Origin of the sequence: Dyadobacter sp. UC 10 (assembly GCF_008369915.1) — a bacterium.
Taxonomy (GTDB): domain Bacteria; phylum Bacteroidota; class Bacteroidia; order Cytophagales; family Spirosomataceae; genus Dyadobacter.
In genome coordinates this window covers 6,615,068-6,632,035 of record NZ_VSRN01000001.1, presented here as the reverse complement: position 1 = coordinate 6,632,035, position 16,968 = coordinate 6,615,068, and the positions used below count along the sequence as shown (strand labels likewise).

16 protein-coding genes are annotated in these 16,968 nt (G+C 44.5%); 8 read left to right on the top strand and 8 right to left on the bottom strand.

Annotation, left to right across the window (positions count from 1 at the left end; genetic code table 11):
- The first annotated feature begins 137 nt into the window (after nucleotides 1-137).
- The 5 genes from FXO21_RS27340 (at nucleotide 138) to FXO21_RS27320 (ending at nucleotide 5,625) form a co-directional block, all read left to right on the top strand.
- The gene (locus FXO21_RS27340; protein ID WP_149643065.1) at nucleotides 138-809 is read left to right on the top strand and encodes a DUF2461 domain-containing protein; all 672 of its coding nucleotides are present in this window, start codon (nucleotides 138-140) and stop codon (nucleotides 807-809) included.
- 51 nt (nucleotides 810-860) lie between these two features.
- Entirely contained in the window at nucleotides 861-4,511 is a 3,651-nt protein-coding gene (gene dnaE, locus FXO21_RS27335) for a DNA polymerase III subunit alpha (RefSeq protein WP_149643064.1), read from the top strand.
- Nucleotides 4,512-4,598: 87 nt separating this feature from the next.
- On the top strand, nucleotides 4,599-4,931 hold the full coding sequence (trxA, locus tag FXO21_RS27330; RefSeq protein WP_149643063.1) for a thioredoxin: 333 nt from the start codon (nucleotides 4,599-4,601) through the stop codon (nucleotides 4,929-4,931).
- A 113-nt stretch (nucleotides 4,932-5,044) separates the two neighbouring features.
- Nucleotides 5,045-5,233, top strand: a complete 189-nt coding sequence (locus tag FXO21_RS29270) for a type II toxin-antitoxin system HicA family toxin (protein ID WP_149643062.1) — start codon at nucleotides 5,045-5,047, stop codon at nucleotides 5,231-5,233.
- Complete coding sequence (locus tag FXO21_RS27320; RefSeq protein ID WP_149643061.1) at nucleotides 5,230-5,625, top strand: type II toxin-antitoxin system HicB family antitoxin; 396 nt, start codon at nucleotides 5,230-5,232, stop codon at nucleotides 5,623-5,625. The genes FXO21_RS29270 and FXO21_RS27320 overlap by 4 nt, the downstream gene beginning before the upstream one ends.
- Before the next feature lie 19 nt (nucleotides 5,626-5,644).
- On the opposite strand, the gene FXO21_RS27315 is transcribed toward FXO21_RS27320, so the two are convergent.
- From FXO21_RS27315 to FXO21_RS27285, 7 genes are all read right to left on the bottom strand, one after another.
- Nucleotides 5,645-6,523 carry an aldose 1-epimerase family protein gene (locus FXO21_RS27315; RefSeq protein WP_149643060.1) on the bottom strand — a complete coding sequence of 293 codons (879 nt, stop codon included), beginning with the start codon at nucleotides 6,521-6,523 and terminating at the stop codon, nucleotides 5,645-5,647.
- Nucleotides 6,524-6,528: 5 nt separating this feature from the next.
- On the bottom strand, nucleotides 6,529-7,746 hold the full coding sequence (locus tag FXO21_RS27310) for an aspartate aminotransferase family protein (protein ID WP_149643059.1): 1,218 nt from the start codon (nucleotides 7,744-7,746) through the stop codon (nucleotides 6,529-6,531).
- 50 nt (nucleotides 7,747-7,796) lie between these two features.
- Nucleotides 7,797-8,990, bottom strand: a complete 1,194-nt coding sequence (locus FXO21_RS27305) for a hypothetical protein (protein WP_149643058.1) — start codon at nucleotides 8,988-8,990, stop codon at nucleotides 7,797-7,799.
- A complete protein-coding gene (locus tag FXO21_RS27300; protein ID WP_149643057.1) occupies nucleotides 8,983-9,825 on the bottom strand; it encodes a type 1 glutamine amidotransferase in 843 nt (280 codons plus the stop codon). Before FXO21_RS27300 ends, FXO21_RS27305 begins: the two co-directional genes overlap by 8 nt.
- Nucleotides 9,826-9,963: 138 nt before the next feature.
- Nucleotides 9,964-11,064 (bottom strand): carboxylate-amine ligase, encoded by a 1,101-nt coding sequence (locus FXO21_RS27295; RefSeq protein WP_149643056.1) that lies wholly within the window; start codon nucleotides 11,062-11,064, stop codon nucleotides 9,964-9,966.
- Nucleotides 11,065-11,088: 24 nt separating this feature from the next.
- On the bottom strand, nucleotides 11,089-12,264 hold the full coding sequence (locus tag FXO21_RS27290) for an ATP-grasp domain-containing protein (RefSeq protein WP_149643055.1): 1,176 nt from the start codon (nucleotides 12,262-12,264) through the stop codon (nucleotides 11,089-11,091).
- A 35-nt stretch (nucleotides 12,265-12,299) separates the two neighbouring features.
- Nucleotides 12,300-13,007 (bottom strand): esterase family protein, encoded by a 708-nt coding sequence (locus FXO21_RS27285; RefSeq protein WP_149643054.1) that lies wholly within the window; start codon nucleotides 13,005-13,007, stop codon nucleotides 12,300-12,302.
- Between the two features lie 105 nt (nucleotides 13,008-13,112).
- Between FXO21_RS27285 and FXO21_RS27280 the strand changes: the two genes are divergently transcribed.
- Nucleotides 13,113-13,910 carry an alpha/beta hydrolase gene (locus tag FXO21_RS27280; protein ID WP_225865888.1) on the top strand — a complete coding sequence of 266 codons (798 nt, stop codon included), beginning with the start codon at nucleotides 13,113-13,115 and terminating at the stop codon, nucleotides 13,908-13,910.
- Nucleotides 13,911-13,912: 2 nt separating this feature from the next.
- Here the strand turns inward: FXO21_RS27280 and FXO21_RS27275 are convergent, their stop codons facing one another.
- On the bottom strand, nucleotides 13,913-14,929 hold the full coding sequence (locus tag FXO21_RS27275; protein ID WP_149643052.1) for an acyl-CoA reductase: 1,017 nt from the start codon (nucleotides 14,927-14,929) through the stop codon (nucleotides 13,913-13,915).
- Nucleotides 14,930-15,058: 129 nt separating this feature from the next.
- On the opposite strand from FXO21_RS27275, the gene FXO21_RS27270 reads away from it, so the two are divergent.
- Both FXO21_RS27270 and FXO21_RS27265 read left to right on the top strand, forming a co-directional pair.
- On the top strand, nucleotides 15,059-15,406 hold the full coding sequence (locus FXO21_RS27270) for a 4Fe-4S binding protein (RefSeq protein WP_149643051.1): 348 nt from the start codon (nucleotides 15,059-15,061) through the stop codon (nucleotides 15,404-15,406).
- A 346-nt stretch (nucleotides 15,407-15,752) separates the two neighbouring features.
- Complete coding sequence (locus FXO21_RS27265) at nucleotides 15,753-16,952, top strand: porin (RefSeq protein WP_409014821.1); 1,200 nt, start codon at nucleotides 15,753-15,755, stop codon at nucleotides 16,950-16,952.
- The last annotated feature ends 16 nt before the right edge of the window (nucleotides 16,953-16,968 follow it).

Genomic DNA, 16,968 nt, shown 5'->3' with positions numbered 1-16,968 from the left:
CAATACGATATGATCATGCTTAGCCTCATAAAATGGTGTGTACTGTTTTGTTATAAATACTTTTCGTACACCCAAAATTCGTTAAATTGAATCACAAAAACGCAGTAAATTTGATTTTATACCTTCAAGAAATTAGAATGGAATCCGCAACACTTCACTTTCTCAGTCAATTAGCAGAAAACAACAACAGGGAATGGTTTCAGGAGAATAGAAAGCGGTATGACGCCGCAAAGGCAGATATGGAGCAACTGGTAGGCTACCTGATCGAAGAAGTCGGAAAATTTCAGGATCTCGGAAATTTGCAGGTCAAAGAATGCCTCTTGCGCATTAACAGGGATATTCGTTTTTCAAAAAATAAAGCACCTTACAAAAATAACCTCGCTGCCGGCATTGGTCCGGGAGGGAAGAGTTCCGGTAAAATAGACTATTATATACAGATACAGCCGGGTAACCTGACCTTTCTTGGCGGCGGTATGTGGGAAACTACTTCCGAGCAGCTCGCACGGTACCGTCAGGAAGTGGATTATAATGCCGACGAACTGAGGGCGATCATTGAAGCAAAAGAATTCCGGACGTTTTTTCCTGAGATCGAAGGTGAAAGTTTGAAGACAATGCCCAAAGGTTTTCCCAAAGATCATCCTGAAATTGAGCTGTTGAAACGCAAGCAACTTTTTTTTATGCATCGCTTCACTGATAAAGAAGTGGCTTCCAGGGATTTTGGTAAGCAGGTGCTAAAAGGGATCGAACTCCTTAAACCTTTTACCGACTATATGAATTATGTATTGTACGAGCAGCCTGCGGAGCACTGACCGGACTTTCCTTCGTATTTGAGCCAATCCTATTAATACAACCTATACCAAATGCAATTTTCACACTTACACTGCCACACCCAGTTTTCGCTTCTTGACGGTGCGGCTGATATTAAAAAGCTCTTCAAAAAGGCCAAGGAGGACAATATGCCCGCCGTGGCGATTACCGATCACGGGAATATGTTCGGCGTATTTGAATTTGTCGCCGAAGGAAATAAGCAGGGCATCAAGCCGATAGTAGGCTGCGAGTTTTATGTGGTGGAAGACAGGCATGTACGGCAATTTACCAAAGACAAAAAAGACGTACGTTTTCACCAGTTGCTGCTTGCCAAAGACGAGCTTGGGTATAAGAACCTGGTTAAAATGTGTTCGCTGGGCTTTATCGAAGGTATGTATGGTAAATACCCGCGTATTGATAAAGAGTTGATCGTCAAGTATCACCAGGGCCTGATCGCTACTACCTGCTGCATTGGTGCGGTAATTCCAAAGACGATATTACGACAAGGGGAAGAAGCTGCGGAAAAGGAATTCAAATGGTGGCTAGACTTATTTGGCGATGATTTTTATGTAGAGTTGCAGCGTCATGAAATCCGCGATCAGTATATTGTAAATGAGGTACTTTTAAGGTTTGCCAAGAAATATAATGTAAAAGTGATCTGCTCAAACGATTCGCATTATGTGGACCGTGACGACTGGAATGCACATGACATTTTGCTGTGTATCAATACCGGTGACAAGCAAAGTACGCCTTCTGCAAAAGATTTTGACGATGAAAAAGGCATTCCGAAAGGCTCGCGTTTCGCTTTTTTTAATGATCAGTTTTATTTCAAAAAAACGAGCGAAATGATGCAGCTGTTCAACGACTTGCCCGAGTCGCTGGACAATACCAACGAAATTGTCGACAAGATCAAAACGCTTGATCTGCGAAAAGATATCCTGCTTCCCAACTTCCCGATTCCCGATGAATTTAAAACGCATACTTTGTCGGAAATGGTTGGTAAGAAAGAACTTACAGCCGACGTGCTCAATCAGTGGGAGTATTTGAAGCACTTGACATTTGAAGGAGCCAAGTTTAAATATGGGACGATTACTCCCGAAATTGAAGACCGGATTAACTTTGAATTGAATACAATCCGGAATATGGGTTTTCCCGGTTACTTCCTGATTGTGGCAGATTTTATTGATGCAGGTCGCAAAATGGGGGTTTTCATCGGCCCGGGACGCGGATCTGCTGCCGGCTCAGTTGTAGCTTACGCAACCGGAATCACCAATATTGATCCTATTAAATACGATCTGCTTTTCGAACGTTTCCTCAATCCTGACCGTATTTCACTTCCTGATATTGATACGGATTTCGATGACGAAGGCCGGCAGAAAGTGATTGATTATGTGGTCAAAAAATACGGCTACAACCAGGTAGCGCAGATTGTTACTTATGGTACAATGGCCGCCAAATCTGCGATCAAGGACGTGGCGCGGGTAATGGACCTGCCCTTGCCGGAAGCCAATGCACTGGCCAAGCTGGTACCGGACAAGCCTACCTATAATATGACGCTCAACCGCATTTTCACAGCGCCGCTGGAAGGTGAGGGTAGCCTGACGAAAAAGGAAGGCATTGCGCCGGAAGAGCTTGATAATGTGAAGAAAATGCGTCAGATAGCATTGGGTAAGGATTTGCAGGCCAGCGTTTTACAGGAAGCAAGGAGGCTGGAAGGTACTGTTCGGAATACAGGTATCCATGCAGCGGGTATCATTATTGCGCCAAGTGACTTAACAGAAATTATCCCGGTAAGTACCTCCAAAGACTCGGATTTTCTGATCACCCAATATCAGGGGAAAATTATTGAAGACGCGGGTGTAATTAAAATGGACTTTCTGGGGTTGCGAAACCTCACGATTATTAAGGAAGCGCTACGCCTGATCAAGCAGAATCATAATATAGACATCGTCATTGACGACGTGCCGCTCGACGATCCGAAGGTTTTTGAGTTGTTTCAAAGAGGGGAAACGAACGCAATTTTCCAGTTCGAGTCTGATGGGATGAAAAAGTACATGCGCGACCTGATCCCCGATCGCTTCGAGCATTTGATCGCCATGAACGCATTGTACCGCCCTGGTCCGATCGCATACATTCCCAGCTTTATCCGCCGGAAGAACGGGCTGGAGGAAGTGACTTATGATTTGCCCGAACTGGAAGAATATCAGGCTGATACTTATGGTATTACAGTTTACCAGGAACAGGTAATGCTTCTTTCACAAAAGCTGGCCGGATTTACCAAAGGCCAGGCGGATACGCTGCGCAAGGCGATGGGTAAGAAGCAAATTGAAACACTGAACAAAATGAAAGGCGATTTCATGAAGGGCGGTGTGGAGAGAGGTCTGGACGCTAAAAAACTGGAAAAAATCTGGACAGACTGGGAGGCATTTGCATCTTACGCGTTCAACAAGTCCCACTCGACCTGCTATGCATTTGTAGCCTATCAAACCGCCTATCTGAAAGCGCATTACCCGGCTGAGTATATGGCGGCGGTTTTGACGAGCTCGCTGGGCAACATTGATAAGATTACATTTTTTATGGAAGAATGCAAGGCGCTGGGCATTACAGTTTTAGGTCCGGATATCAACGAGTCCGACAGGCAATTCAACGTAAACAGCCGCGGTGAAATCCGTTTTGGGCTGGCCGGTGTGAAAGGCAGCGGCGACGCGGCAGTTGAGTCTATTATTGAAGAGCGTAATGCAGGCGGTGCGTTTATTGATATTTATGATTTTATTACACGCGTCAATCTGAGGACGGTCAATAAGAAAACGATTGAAAGTTTGGCGTATGCAGGTGGTTTTGACTGTTTTACGGATTATCACCGCGCGCACTACTTTGGTGTGGAGTCTGGTGAAAACGGCACATTCATTGAAAAACTGATTCGTTACGCCAATAATTATCACGCCGAAAAATCTTCCGCACAAGCCTCACTTTTTGGTATGCTCGGTGACGGTGGATCCACGCTTGCCAAGCCGAAAGCAGCAGATGTGGGCCCGTGGGACGATCTTGCCAAATTGCGTTACGAGCAGGAAGTGGTCGGCTTTTACATTTCCGGGCACCCGCTGGATACTTTCCGTACCGAGCTGGATAATTTTTGCAACTGTACCGTCGATAAGCTAATGGAAATACCTGAAGGTGAGCGATCGCCAAGGTATTTTGGAAAGGAAGTCAATGTGGCGGGCATTGTGACGAGCGCGCAGGAGAGGATGTCGAAAAACGGAAGCTTGTTTATGATTTTCAAGTTGGAGGATTATAAAGGATCAATTGAAATGCTTCTGGGCGGCGAGGACTATATCCGCTTTAAAAACTACTTGCAGGTGGGACAGTTCTTATACATTAAAGGAAAAGTTCAGAACCGCTGGAAACAGGAAGACCAGTTTGAATTCAAGATCTCGCAAATACAGCTGCTGCCCGAGATTATGGGCAAAATGTGCAGGAAGATTCGGATTAATCTGACATTGGATCAGATCGATGCGCAGTTCATTCACTTACTCACTGATACATTTGGTAACCATCCAGGGCAATGTGCTGTAAATATGACGGTTGTAGATCCGGATACGCGGCTGGAAGTGGAAATGCTATCGCGCGGTTACAGGGTTGCACCTACCAATGATCTCTTCAAAGTACTGCGCGGATTTCACGGGGTACAATTCTTTTTGAACTGAGTTTTAATGAAAATAAGTGAGGAACTTTTAGATAATGAAATTCCTTATAATATCAGATTTATAAAAAAACATTAGACATTTTGTAACATGGGAAAAGCACTTGAAATTACCGATAGCACCTTTGAAGAATTGATCCAGAGCGACAAACCTGTACTTGTTGATTTTTGGGCAGAATGGTGCGGACCTTGTAAGATGATCGGGCCTGTTGTAGAGCAGTTGGCCGGTGAATATGAAGGAAAAGCAGTTATCGGTAAAATGGATGTTGATATGAATTCTTCGGTACCCGCTAAGTTCGGCATCCGCAGCATCCCAACATTAATGATCTTCAAAGGCGGACAGCTGGTTGATAAAGTTGTAGGCGTTGTTCCAAAAACTACCCTGGAAGATAAATTGAATGCACAAATCGAGGCTACGGTTTAAGTAGCTTATGCCGATAAATAGTTGAAAGCTCCCACTCGGGGGCTTTTTTTGTGACTGCTTGTTAAAAGGTATATTATTGTATACTTTTATTAATAGTTTTGCTCACACTATACATGAAATCCTCAGAGTTCCATCGCACAATCCGCCGTAATGGATGGACACATATTAGAACCAGAGGTAGTCACTACCTTTACCGAAAAGACGGTGAAATCATTAGCGTCCCGTATCATGGGGCAAAGGAAATGGCAGAAGGGATCAGACTGATGTTTATTAAAAAAATGAATTTAAATACTACGTTATGAAAAGAATAAAAGTGGTAGTGGAAAGAAGCAAGGATTTTTTTTGGGCTTACGGAGAAAATGTTGGTAAAATTTCTGGTGGCGGAGAAACCATTGAAGAGGTCAAAAAATCCATTTTGGAATGCATTGAAATCGTGAAAGGATTCGATGACCGAAATATTCCCGCAGCACTGAAAGGAGAATACGAAATTGAATGGAAGCTGGACGTAGGTAGTTTTTTGAAATACTATAAAGGCATATTCAGCCAAACCGGTATTGCCAAAATTACAGGCATCAATGAAAAGCTGCTGAATCACTACGCGTCGGGGTTAAAAAAGCCGCGGCCTTCCCAGGCAAAGAAAATAGAAGCTGCGCTGCATAAACTAGGCAGCGAATTACTGGCGGTAAAGCTCTGAGTCAGTATAATATCATCGTTTACTCACTTATCTCAATGGCAAAACTTGCTTCAAAATCTTGTCCAGCTGCCAGCCTCAGTAACCCTTCTTTCGTCTCAAAATCCTGATCAGAATCTGCACTGTCGGCGATGCCTAGCCAGGGTTCAATGCAAACGAAATTACCGTTAGTCTTAGCCCAAACGCCCAAATAAGGGAAATCCGGAAAATGTATGGTAACAACCTGGGCGGATTTCGTACTTCTTAAACTGACCTGATTAGATACCAGATGTTTGAATATCAATGCATCATTTTCAAACATCTGGTGATTTAAATGCAGGGTGTTAGTATTGTCAAATACTTTGCGGGTTTCAGTTCCTACCAGTCCGTCTTTCGTAAGCAGCCAGGTTGAGTCGTTTTCAACTGCTTCAAATTCAAGGTAATAGTCCTGGTAAGTTTCATCTGCATTCAACGGACATTTAAACGCAGGATGCCCGCCGAGAGAAAAAAGCATTTCCGTATTCCCATGATTGATAACCCGGTGATCTACGATAATCTGGTGTGCTTTAAGCCGGTAAGTAATCTCAAATTGAAACTCAAAAGGATAAATTTTCAGCGTTTCTTCCGAAAATTTCAATGCGAAAGTCAAGCTTGACGCCGTCTTCTCCGCAAGCTTTACATTCGAATTATTGCGAACAATCCCGTGACGCGGCACCGCATATTCCTGGCCCTGGTATCTGACATACCCATTTTTAATAGCCCCGATTACAGGAAATAAAACGGGCGCGTGGCTTGACCAAACGGCCGGGTCCGCATTCCACATAAAGTCTTTACCAGTCGTGACAGACTGTATCCTGCACAATTCCGCACCGGTTTCTTTGATTGTAATTTGCAGATATTCGTTGGCTATCTTGTGTTCCATTGGAGTTAGCTATCAGAGTAAAGTACATCGATGATCACCTTGCATGCTTCACGGATCTGCTCTTCGGTAATAGTCAGTGGCGGCGCAATGCGCATGGCATCGTCGCAAAATAAGAACCAATCGGTTACAACGCCATTTTCAATGCAATGATCGATCGTGTTTTTTAGTTTTTCAAAGGATTCCATTTGCGCAGCCAGCATCAATCCACTTCCTCTTACCTCACTGATTTTAGGATGTTTGAGAAGTGATTTAAAAAGCTCGCCCTTTTCAAAAGCAGCGGAATGCAGCTTTTCATCTACGATAACTTCGAGTGCTGCGAGCGACGAAGCGCAACAAATGGGATGCCCGCCAAAGGTGGTAATATGTCCGAGAATAGGACTGTTCTTGAAAACGCTCATCACTTCCTGCGAAGCCATGAATGCGCCGATAGGCATTCCGCCGCCCATTCCCTTGGCGCTTAGCAATATATCCGGGTATATATCAAATTGCTCAAATGCCCAGAACGTACCAGTCCGTCCGAAACCGGTCTGTATTTCATCCAAAATCATAAGCGCCCCCACTTCTGAACAGCGCTTGCGCAGCTGAACCATATACTCTTTTTCGGGAACGCGCACACCAGATTCGCCACCTATTACCTCGATCACCACCGCCGCTGTCTTTTCTGTAATTGATTCAAGGTCAGCAAGTACTCCGTGATGAATATGTTTAATGCCAGGTAGCAGCGGACGGAAATTCTGTTTGAAAGTATCCGATCCAGCCAGACTGAGTGCACCTTGGGTAGCTCCATGATAAGCATTTATGCAGGAGATGAATTCACTGCGGCCGGTAAACCGTTTCGCGAGTTTCATTGCACCTTCGGTCGCTTCCGTGCCTGAGTTGGTGAAGTAAACATTATCGATCTTGCCAAAAGGAGAAGGATTTGGAGCATTAACGTCAAGCGTCCTTGTCAATGCGCTGGCTAATCTTACCTGTGCGCTTTGCACGAATTCGCCATAAACCAGTAAATGCATGTGCTTCTCCAGCTGCTCATGAATCGCAGCAAGAACTTTCGGATGCCGATGACCTACGTTACTAACCGCAATTCCGGAGATCAGGTCGATGTACGATTTACCGTCGGCGCCAAACATATATACACCTTCCGCTTTTTCAATTTCGAGTGCCAACGGGTAATCCGATGTTTGCGCTAAATGGTCAAAAAACTGCTGGCGATGTGTAATGTACATTATATACTATTAATACTTTTATTAAGTATATTACTTTTAGCTTTAAATTGCTATTTCTCAAAAAATGTAGCACTGCTGCCCACCCACGTAAAGTCTTTATTAAACCGCACTCCGATCATTTCTCCGCGGCTCAACCTGCTCAGACTGATCAGTAGTTCCGGTTTTTCGGAATGATCGTCCCAGCCATACATCATTCTGATCTCACATTTCACCATGCCGTCGGGAGCCTGAATAACTGGTTCGTAGGCAACCTTCCGTTGCAAAATGTAATTCTCTGGGTCAGAGATCGCTTCCAGATCAGATAACGTAACATGCAATTTTACGCCGGAACCTGCGAAAGAAAAGAGTGGCTTCAAGACGAAATTTTCTAGGTTCGCAGGGAACTGGCCCTGGTAATCGCTTACGAATCTGGTTTCCGGGATATACTTCCCTTGCAGAAAGGGCATGGAAAATTTACTGATCCTGAAAAACCAGTTCGGGTGGCCAACCCAGGATACGTCCACTTCATCAGTGAAGTGGTAGTTCGTGATCAGGTCGGGATAATTAAGCAGATCGTCAAATATCAGCCTGTTATAAATTCTCTTGATCCTGATCTTCCTTTCGTCTTTCAGGTAAAACAATTCCCTGCCTTCTCTGATCAACTTTGTATAACAAACTGCCTTAATGCCCAGCATTTCTTCGGTAGCAGCGAAATCGATTCTTGTTTTCTGTTTTTCCGGAAAGATTTCAAGCAGGATAACCGATTCGGGGTCTTCGTCGGCGAGTATAAGTGATTTGAGTTTTGCTACGTATTCGTTATAATGTTCGGTTCCAAACAGGTAGCCGAAATTTTCAGCAACTTCAAAATGCGTTTTAAACGCTTCCGACAAGAAAGCCTGATAGCCAAATACAGATGGAAATCCTTGTAATTCAATCAGCTGCGGCTCTAATTCACCTGTTTCACTTTTGCAGATTGCAAAATCAATCGCGAGAAAAGAACTGTGGCTATTCTCACCGGGCACATATTGGTTGCCCGGTACTGCACGGTCGGTTCTCGCTACAAAATCCGGCGAACAGAGCGTTTCAATGATCTGTTCAGAAGTTTGCAGGATTTTCTCTTTCAGGTCGGTCGGCACAAAAACCGGCGTTTCAGCCAAGCGGAATTCCAGTTGACCGGGAAATGAGGACTCGATGTAGGTTACAAATTCCTCGTATTTCTTTTCTGAAAAAGATTGGTTGAATGCTTCCCGGGCTTCCTTATGCATAGGCCAGAGCGAAAGTTTTGTTTAACGCGTTTTTAAGGAATGTGGGGAGAATCACGGATTCAGTGAGTAAAATTTTGTCCGGATCATTCAAATGCGCGATCATATCATTGTATTTCGCTTCCCCGTGCGCAGCGATAATGCTCGTTTTTTTATCCTCTCTCAAAAAATATCGCAACATTCCTTCCGCATCCGCCTCCGGGTGAAATTGCGTACCGACTATCTCATTAGAAAAACGGATAGCCATCACAGCTCTTTCCAGCGGTACGTGCGGGCGCATTTTTTCCAGACATAGCAACCTGGCGCCCATATCGTCAAATGCATATTGATTAGGCTGGGTGACCTGAAAATCGCGCGAATCGACAATCCAGAACGGATCTGCGAGCGCATTCAGCAATGGATCCTTGCGGCCGATGCTCGTTTTATGAACCGGAAAAGTACCGAATGAGGTTTTCCTCCTCTTGCTCACACCGGCAAGCTGCCAGTGAATGCATGCCATTTGAAAGGAGTGACAAATCAGGAAAAGGTGTTTTTTTACTTTGTTTTGGCGTTTTAGGTTGTACTGAAAAAGCTTATCAAGGAAATTGAAGAACTTTTTCTCCCAAATCTCGCCGACAGGAGAAGGATTACCCGGGCCGCCTGTCGAAATATACGCGTCAAAGCTCATATCCGGTATTTCCAGGTTTTGCCTGACATTGAAAATAGTATAAGTGACGGGCACGTTTTCATGCTCACCAAAATTGGTGATTATCTTCCTGATGCAACGCATTCCTTCGTTTTCGAATCCGTTGTACATGTCCAGTATTGCTATCCGGAAATGCTTTGTATCGTTGGTCATCTGATGAGGGCTTCTAGCCTGGCAATTAGCTGCCAGTTTTTAGCATTTAGCTTTTCTAATTTATTTTTCGGTAAAATATTTAAACAAAATGAGGTGGTATAAGTTCGGTTTTGATGGTAAAAAGCAAAGTGCCAGCCGCTATTCCAGTCCGATTTTTGTTTCCGAAACGATGTAGTCCACTACTGCATTCATGCTGCCGGTTTGCTCAAATACAGCGAGCTGCCTGTCTGCCCCGGTACCCATTTCCATGATCTGGTGAATGTAATCGATCTCTTTCCGGCTACCGAGTTCGTCGACTACATCATCTATAAATTCAAGCAGCTCGCCGGCCAGAAGTTTGTACTCCACTTCTTCCTGCTTGCCAAAATCGATCAGTTTTCCAGAGATACCATATCGTGCCGCGCGCCATTTATTTTCGTTGATCAGCATTCGGTCGTAAATACGGAAACTAAGGTTCATTCGGTGAAGCTTATAGATTTTGGCTACTAATGCCTGCATAATAGCCGCAAGACAGATCGTTTCGTCTGTCCGCATCGGCACGTCGCACATCCTGAACTCGATGGTATTAAAAAACGGGTGCACACGGATATCCCACCATATCTTCTTGCCATTGTCGATGCATTTTGTTTTGATAAGTAAATTCACATACTCATCATATTCCGACGCACTTGAAAAATAGTCGGGGATACCGGTTCTTGGAAATTTGTCAAAAACCTTTGACCGGTAAGATTTGAAACCCGTATTGCGCCCGCACCAGAAAGGAGAGTTGGTAGACAGGGCGTAAATGTGCGGCAGGAAGTATCTCACCGCATTCATAATCTGTATCCCCTCGTTCCTGTCTTCCAGCCCAACGTGCACATGGAGTCCAAAAATCAGGTTTCCACGGGCCACATCTCGCATTTCGTCTATGATTTCGTCATACCTGGGATCATCGGTGATGAGCTGGTCAACCCAGTCAGCAAATGGGTGGGTGCCCGCAGCTGCAACCTGTAAATCTTGCTTCTGCGCAAGATCCAGGATCATTTTGCGCAGATAAGTTACCTCTTCCCGCGCTTCCTGGATATTGTGGCAGATATTGGTTCCCACTTCTACTACCGCCTGGTGCATTTCTGCTTTAACGCGCTCTTTGAGGGTAATTTTTCCGTCCTCAACCAGCTTTGACATGTGCGACCGCAGATTGCGGGTCACCGGATCTATCGTCTGAAATTCTTCTTCAATTCCTAGTGTGAAGTTGGGCATAAGTAACGCTTATAAACGTATGGATCAGGATTTTTTCAATTTGGAATTCTTGGCCGGCGCTTTTGTTACCGCCGCTTTTTGTGTTGGCAAAAGTGGATCGGGTTCTGCTACTGGTTCATTTTTTGCCGAGCCTGGCATTTTTACTGACTTTTTTGGAGTGACCGCCTTGACATTCACTTCTTTCGCCGAAGGAATAGGCTTGGGTTTCGCAGCGGGAGCATCCGCGACCGGAGCGACTGGCGAGGGAGTTGCCTGGATCGCATTCTTCATAAATGTGCCCCAGGTGAGGTTTACCTGGCCCGGTACCTGCTGTTTTGCGCGCTCAATCGCCATATTCGCGGCTGCTTCCACGACCCACTCAAAATTGTCGGGACCTACGGAATAAATGTCGGCATCGGGCGCAGGGTTACAAAAATCGATCGCATAAGGTATGCCGTCACGAACCGCAAATTCGACGGTATTGAAATCATAGCCCAGCGCCAGATTTAATTTTAATGTATAATCTTTGATCGTTTCCAGCAATTTTTCTCTTTCCTCGCCGGTTGCTTTCAGTTCGGAGGCATATCTTAAATGATGCGGGTTACGGGGTTCGTAAGGCATAATCAGTACGTCTTTCTGGCCAATGCAATAGCAGCGCACATAATCGCTGAACTCGATTTCCTCCTGCAGCATCATCACCAGCTGGCCCGTTTCCTCGTGCTTAAACCACATATCATGCGGGTTGACAACTTTGTAAACACTCTTCCAGCCGCCACCATCGTGTGGTTTCATGTATGCCGGAAAACCAACATATTCAAATATTTCTTCCCACGCCATTGGAAATGCGAGGTTACGAAAAGAAGTTTCGGTTGTGTTGTCCGGACGTTGTTTGGAAGGGAGGAGAACGGTTTTAGGTACCGGAACTCCGATCTGCTCTGCAAGGGCATTATTGAAAAATTTCTCATCTGCACTCCACCAGAATGGATTATTGATCACCGCTGTCCCGCAAAGCGCTGCATTTTTTAGATAAGCCCTGTAAAAGGGTACATCTTGCGAAATCCGGTCAATAATTACGGCATATTCAGTTGGCGCTGCCTGCGCTACTTTATCTATTGTAACTGCCTCTGCAATGATATCCTTTTCACCTTTGCTATTCACTCGCTCAATAAATGCATTTGGAAAAGTGTTCTCCATTCCAAACAATATTCCGATTTTTTTCATACTAATAATTCTGGTTTTGTTATTGATTTATCTGTTTACATGATTCTGGAAAGGTAATCCGGAAACATCCTGTTCCATAGCGGCCAGTCGTGCTTTTCCCAACCCCTGATATCGAGCCAGTGATCAATTCCTTTGTCATTCAAAATATTGGACATTTTTACATTACTGTCCAGGCAAATATCCCACTCAGAAGTGCCCAGCACAATTTTCATATGGCCAAACCGCCAACCCTGCTCATTCGGCATAAAATCGACCGGATTGTTGAAATAGACAGTATCATCGTAAAATCCGTCCGTGAAACTGCGGATATCGAATGCCCCGCTCATGCTGATGAGATAGGCCACTTGTCCGGGATGCCGGAATGCGAAGTTAGCCGCGTGAAAACCTCCGAAACTGCATCCTGCCACACCAATTTTCTCCACATTACATGCTTGACGAATATGCGGTACCAGCTCGTTGCTCAGGAATTTATCATATTGATTGTGGTTCAAAACACGGTATTGGGGATTGATGTGTTTCGCATACCATGAGTCGGCATCGACGGAGTCAACACAATATACTTTGTACTTGCCGGATTCTACCAGCGTTTTTACGGAATCAATCAAACCCATATCCTTGGCCTGGTAGTAACGCCCGAGCGTAGTCGGGAAAAGCAGGATAGGGTAGCCCCAGTTGCCATAAATAAGCATATCAACGTCTCTGTCGAGATGGTGAGAATAGTATTTAACGTGCTGCTCTTCCAAAGGGTAGGGGGTGAAATGTTGATAAATGAAATATACAAAACAAATCATAGGAAGCAAATTAATAACTTGCACGTTTGTTTTGGTCCAATTAACAGATTTGCAGATTTGAGTTCTTCCGTTTCCTTTGTTCATATTAATATCCATTCCACCTTTTTGCAGCGTGAAGTTCACGTAAGCATTCTGCTTCCGGCGCAGCATGATAAATTACAATCGTATCCGCTGCTGCTTTTCAATGATGGCCAGGATTTTCCGGCGCTTAACCTGGCTGGAACTGTTGGCGAATTACAGCTCGAAAATTTATTGCAGCCCATCGTAATAGCAGGCATTCATGCAAATCACCGTAGAACAGACGAATACGGAACCGCAATCCGTGGTGATTATGCCGGAAGGGGTGCTGAGGCAGGAGCCACTACTGCATTCGTGATCAGGGAACTGATCCCCTTTTTGCATGAGCACTACCATGTCCGAATGTCGGGAAATGTCTACGCAGGTTTTTCATTGGGCGGATTAATGGCGCTGGATATTACGTGGAACTATCCGGAATTCTTTGCTGCGGCCGGTGTGTTTTCAGGATCACTTTGGTGGCGGCAAAAGGCAATTGGAGAAGGTTACAAAGATTCGGACCGCATTATGCACGCGCAAATCCGCGAAACGGCCGAAGCTCCGAAGATCAAATGCTGGTTTCAATGCGGCTCAAATGATGAATACGACGACCGCGATGGTGACGGTGTGATCGATTCTGTGCAGGATACCCTTGAATGTATCGGAGAAATGGAGCGAAAGGGATTTGTGTGGGCCCGTGACGTTTTTTATACCGAAGTCGCGGGGGGCGAGCATAACCCGGCTACCTGGGGCCGGGTTATGCCAATTTTCCTTGAATGGGTTTCAAAAGAATTATCTTAAGATCAGAGCTGGCTCAGGAACGTCATGGTGTCAACTCCATCTGCGTAGTCAAAAAGGCCGGGTTCTTGTGATTTTCCAAAAGGCAAAGCATCCTCGATATCCGCCTGTCCGATTACGCACTGCACTTTCTCTTTTACTTCCGCCAGTGCAGATTTAACTTCATTCAAATCGTCGTATGTTTCAAAATGCAAAACGCTGATCGGGGAGACGAGCGCCGGGTTTTCAGTGATCATCAGGAACCCGTTATCAACATGCGGCACCCTGTTTATCAGGAAAATCGACTTATTATATTCGTAGTTATTAAAGTATTTGTGATTGTGTAAAAAGAAAGAATCCATGTGCTGGATAGATTCGTAAAACTTGGTAAAATCATATCCTGTGGGAACAAATACCTTTGACACGTTCCGGCATCCGAGGCCAAAGTATTGAAGTACGTCTTTGCCCAGATTCTCTAATTCTCCGCTTATTTCTGCACCCGTGAGAATTGCGACCGACGTGCGGTTTTTGCGGATAATGTTGGGTTTTTTGGCAAAATAGTAGTGGAAATATCTGGCTGTGTTGTCGCTGCCGGTAGCAATGTAGGCATCGGAATCATTGAGTCTGTCCACGAATTCAATTGAATCTTTAAATCCCGGCTCAATTTCTACGAGTTGATTCAAAAGAGCTGTGATCAGAATAGTGTCATCGGAGCTGGGTTTTACCAACAGAATGTGCCCGCTGACAAGGACACTCAGTGCATCATGAAAACCGACGGCAGGGATATTTCCTGCCATCACTACGCCTACTTTTTTGGGTTGAGCAGGTTCAGGATAATGCGCTGCCCATTTTTGCAGATCTTCTTCCTCTAAAAATTCGCTTGCAATGGCTTTCAGCGAGCTGGTCACATTTTCGGGAGTGAACCAATTGTTCCTGCTCTTGGCGTAGGCTACCCAATCCTGAACAATTTCCTTGTTTTCGGGGCTTGTAATGAATTTTCCAAGATTTACAAAAGCATTTATTCTCCGGACTCTCGATAGCATTCTGACTGAACTGTAAAAAGTTTTATTAAACCGCCGTTTTTATTTTTCCGATTGTTGGGAAACTATAAATAGTTATATTTGTTAATCTAAACAGTAGAAATAGCAACAAATATAAACAATCCGGCGACTATGGCTATAATGATAACCGATGAATGCATAAATTGTGGGGCGTGCGAGCCAGAGTGCCCTAATACAGCGATTTATGAAGGCGGTGTGGAATGGACCTGGGGCGATGGTACCAGTCTGGATGAGGTTGATTTTGGCGATGGTACGGTAGTGAGCGGGAAAGAAAAGCAATCACCTGTTTCAGACGAATTCTATTATATAGTAACTGATAAATGCACCGAGTGCGTAGGTTTTCACGAAGAGCCTCAGTGCGCTGCTGTTTGTCCCGTGGATTGCTGCGTTCCTGATCCCGATAACGAAGAGGAAGATGATACACTTTTAGCTAAGAAGGCCTGGATGCACGGCGAATAAACTTTCTTTCACCCATATTCATATAGCCCCGCTTTTTGGCGGGGCTTTTTTTGTGCCTGTTGATTTCGTAAATGTCACTATAATAATAAAAATTCTTACTAATTGTTATCATTCTGAGTGAATAAAATTTTGTGTATTCATTGTTATGCAAAATTTTAGTTTTCAGTAATTTTTATCAAAATATGTAATATTATGTTTTAAAAACACTAAAAAACTGTATAAAAACATGAAAATTGTATTTTTTAGGATAAATTTTGCCGCGTTTATTTGAAAAATATAATTTATCGATAATATTTGATCTGGAAATACTGCCGGAGAATGATATTAACTTAAACAGAATATAATTATGAAAAAAGTCTATTGTACAGTATTATCTTTGATGGTATCGATTTTGGGTTTTGCAAAGTCGGGGGAAGATGAAAAGGCTATGAAAGCTGACACGGTAATCGCCGTAGAGGCAGAAGAGGAAGAAGGAAAAGGAGCATTTGCTTTTTCTGGTTATCTGGATTCTTACTATATGGCCAATTTCAACAAACCCGCCTCCCGCTCGAATATGGGTGCAACGAATGCACGGGTATTTGACCAAAGAGCAGGACAATTTTCTTTGGGACTTGTGCAGGCGAAAGTCGCGTACACCAATTCAAAATCAGAAGCAGTAGTCGACCTCTCGTTTGGACCGAACGCCAACATGGGTAATTATGGGAATGCCTTGTTCAGCACCGCACTCGCTATCAAGCAGGCTTATTTTACCTACAAATTCACAGACAAGTTTTCGATGACCGCGGGACAGTTTGGTACGCATATCGGATATGAAGTGATCGACGCACCGGCCAACTTCAATTATTCCCTTTCAAACCTGTTTAACAATGGTCCGTTTTACCACGCCGGTTTGAAAGCTACTTACGCATTTTCCGACAGGGCGTCCTTAATGGTGGGTGCAGTCAACAATGTGGATGGTTTGGGCGATAACAACCGCAAAAAGGGCTTCATCAGTCAGTTGTATTTCAAACCGGTTGATAACTGGAACGTGTATATCAATTATATCGGAAGCAATGAAGCTAACCCGGACAGCGCAACGTTTAAAGAACCCAAAGCTTTTTATCAGGTCCTTGATCTTGCAACCAGTTTCCAGGTGAGCGACAATTTCCTTCTTGGCTTAAATGCTGCTTACGGAAGCCAAAAGGGCGATTTCCAGGGAGCTGGTGGTCCTGAATCCGCTAAAACCTGGGGAGGTGTTGCCGTATACGCCAACTCTGCTATCACTGATAACTTCGGCATCGGAGCACGTTACGAGTACTTTACCAACGACAGCGGTGTCCGCGGCCTGCTGACAAGAGCCGGAATGGGAACGAGCGTGAATTCAGTGACATTGACGGGAAACATCAGTCTTGCCGACGGCCACATTCTCGTAAAACCTGAGTTCCGCCTGGATGCCTATCCAAAAGTGGCAGGTTCAGGAGAAGAGCAGCAGTTTGAAGATTCTGATGGCAACTTCACCAAGAACAGCCAGACAACTTTTGGCCTTGCATTCATTTATAAATTCTAATCAGCTACAAATACCT

Excerpts from the sequence above, each read along its gene's own strand:
- FXO21_RS27340 (WP_149643065.1), top strand. The coding sequence starts at position 138 with ATGGAATCCGCAACACTTCACTTTCTCAGTCAATTAGCAGAAAACAAC.
- dnaE (WP_149643064.1), top strand. The coding sequence starts at position 861 with ATGCAATTTTCACACTTACACTGCCACACCCAGTTTTCGCTTCTTGAC.
- trxA (WP_149643063.1), top strand. The coding sequence starts at position 4,599 with ATGGGAAAAGCACTTGAAATTACCGATAGCACCTTTGAAGAATTGATC.
- FXO21_RS29270 (WP_149643062.1), top strand. The coding sequence starts at position 5,045 with ATGAAATCCTCAGAGTTCCATCGCACAATCCGCCGTAATGGATGGACA.
- FXO21_RS27320 (WP_149643061.1), top strand. The coding sequence starts at position 5,230 with ATGAAAAGAATAAAAGTGGTAGTGGAAAGAAGCAAGGATTTTTTTTGG.
- FXO21_RS27315 (WP_149643060.1), bottom strand. The coding sequence starts at position 6,523 with ATGGAACACAAGATAGCCAACGAATATCTGCAAATTACAATCAAAGAA.
- FXO21_RS27310 (WP_149643059.1), bottom strand. The coding sequence starts at position 7,746 with ATGTACATTACACATCGCCAGCAGTTTTTTGACCATTTAGCGCAAACA.
- FXO21_RS27305 (WP_149643058.1), bottom strand. The coding sequence starts at position 8,990 with ATGCATAAGGAAGCCCGGGAAGCATTCAACCAATCTTTTTCAGAAAAG.
- FXO21_RS27300 (WP_149643057.1), bottom strand. The coding sequence starts at position 9,825 with ATGACCAACGATACAAAGCATTTCCGGATAGCAATACTGGACATGTAC.
- FXO21_RS27295 (WP_149643056.1), bottom strand. The coding sequence starts at position 11,064 with ATGCCCAACTTCACACTAGGAATTGAAGAAGAATTTCAGACGATAGAT.
- FXO21_RS27290 (WP_149643055.1), bottom strand. The coding sequence starts at position 12,264 with ATGAAAAAAATCGGAATATTGTTTGGAATGGAGAACACTTTTCCAAAT.
- FXO21_RS27275 (WP_149643052.1), bottom strand. The coding sequence starts at position 14,929 with ATGCTATCGAGAGTCCGGAGAATAAATGCTTTTGTAAATCTTGGAAAA.
- FXO21_RS27270 (WP_149643051.1), top strand. The coding sequence starts at position 15,059 with ATGGCTATAATGATAACCGATGAATGCATAAATTGTGGGGCGTGCGAG.
- FXO21_RS27265 (WP_409014821.1), top strand. The coding sequence starts at position 15,753 with ATGAAAAAAGTCTATTGTACAGTATTATCTTTGATGGTATCGATTTTG.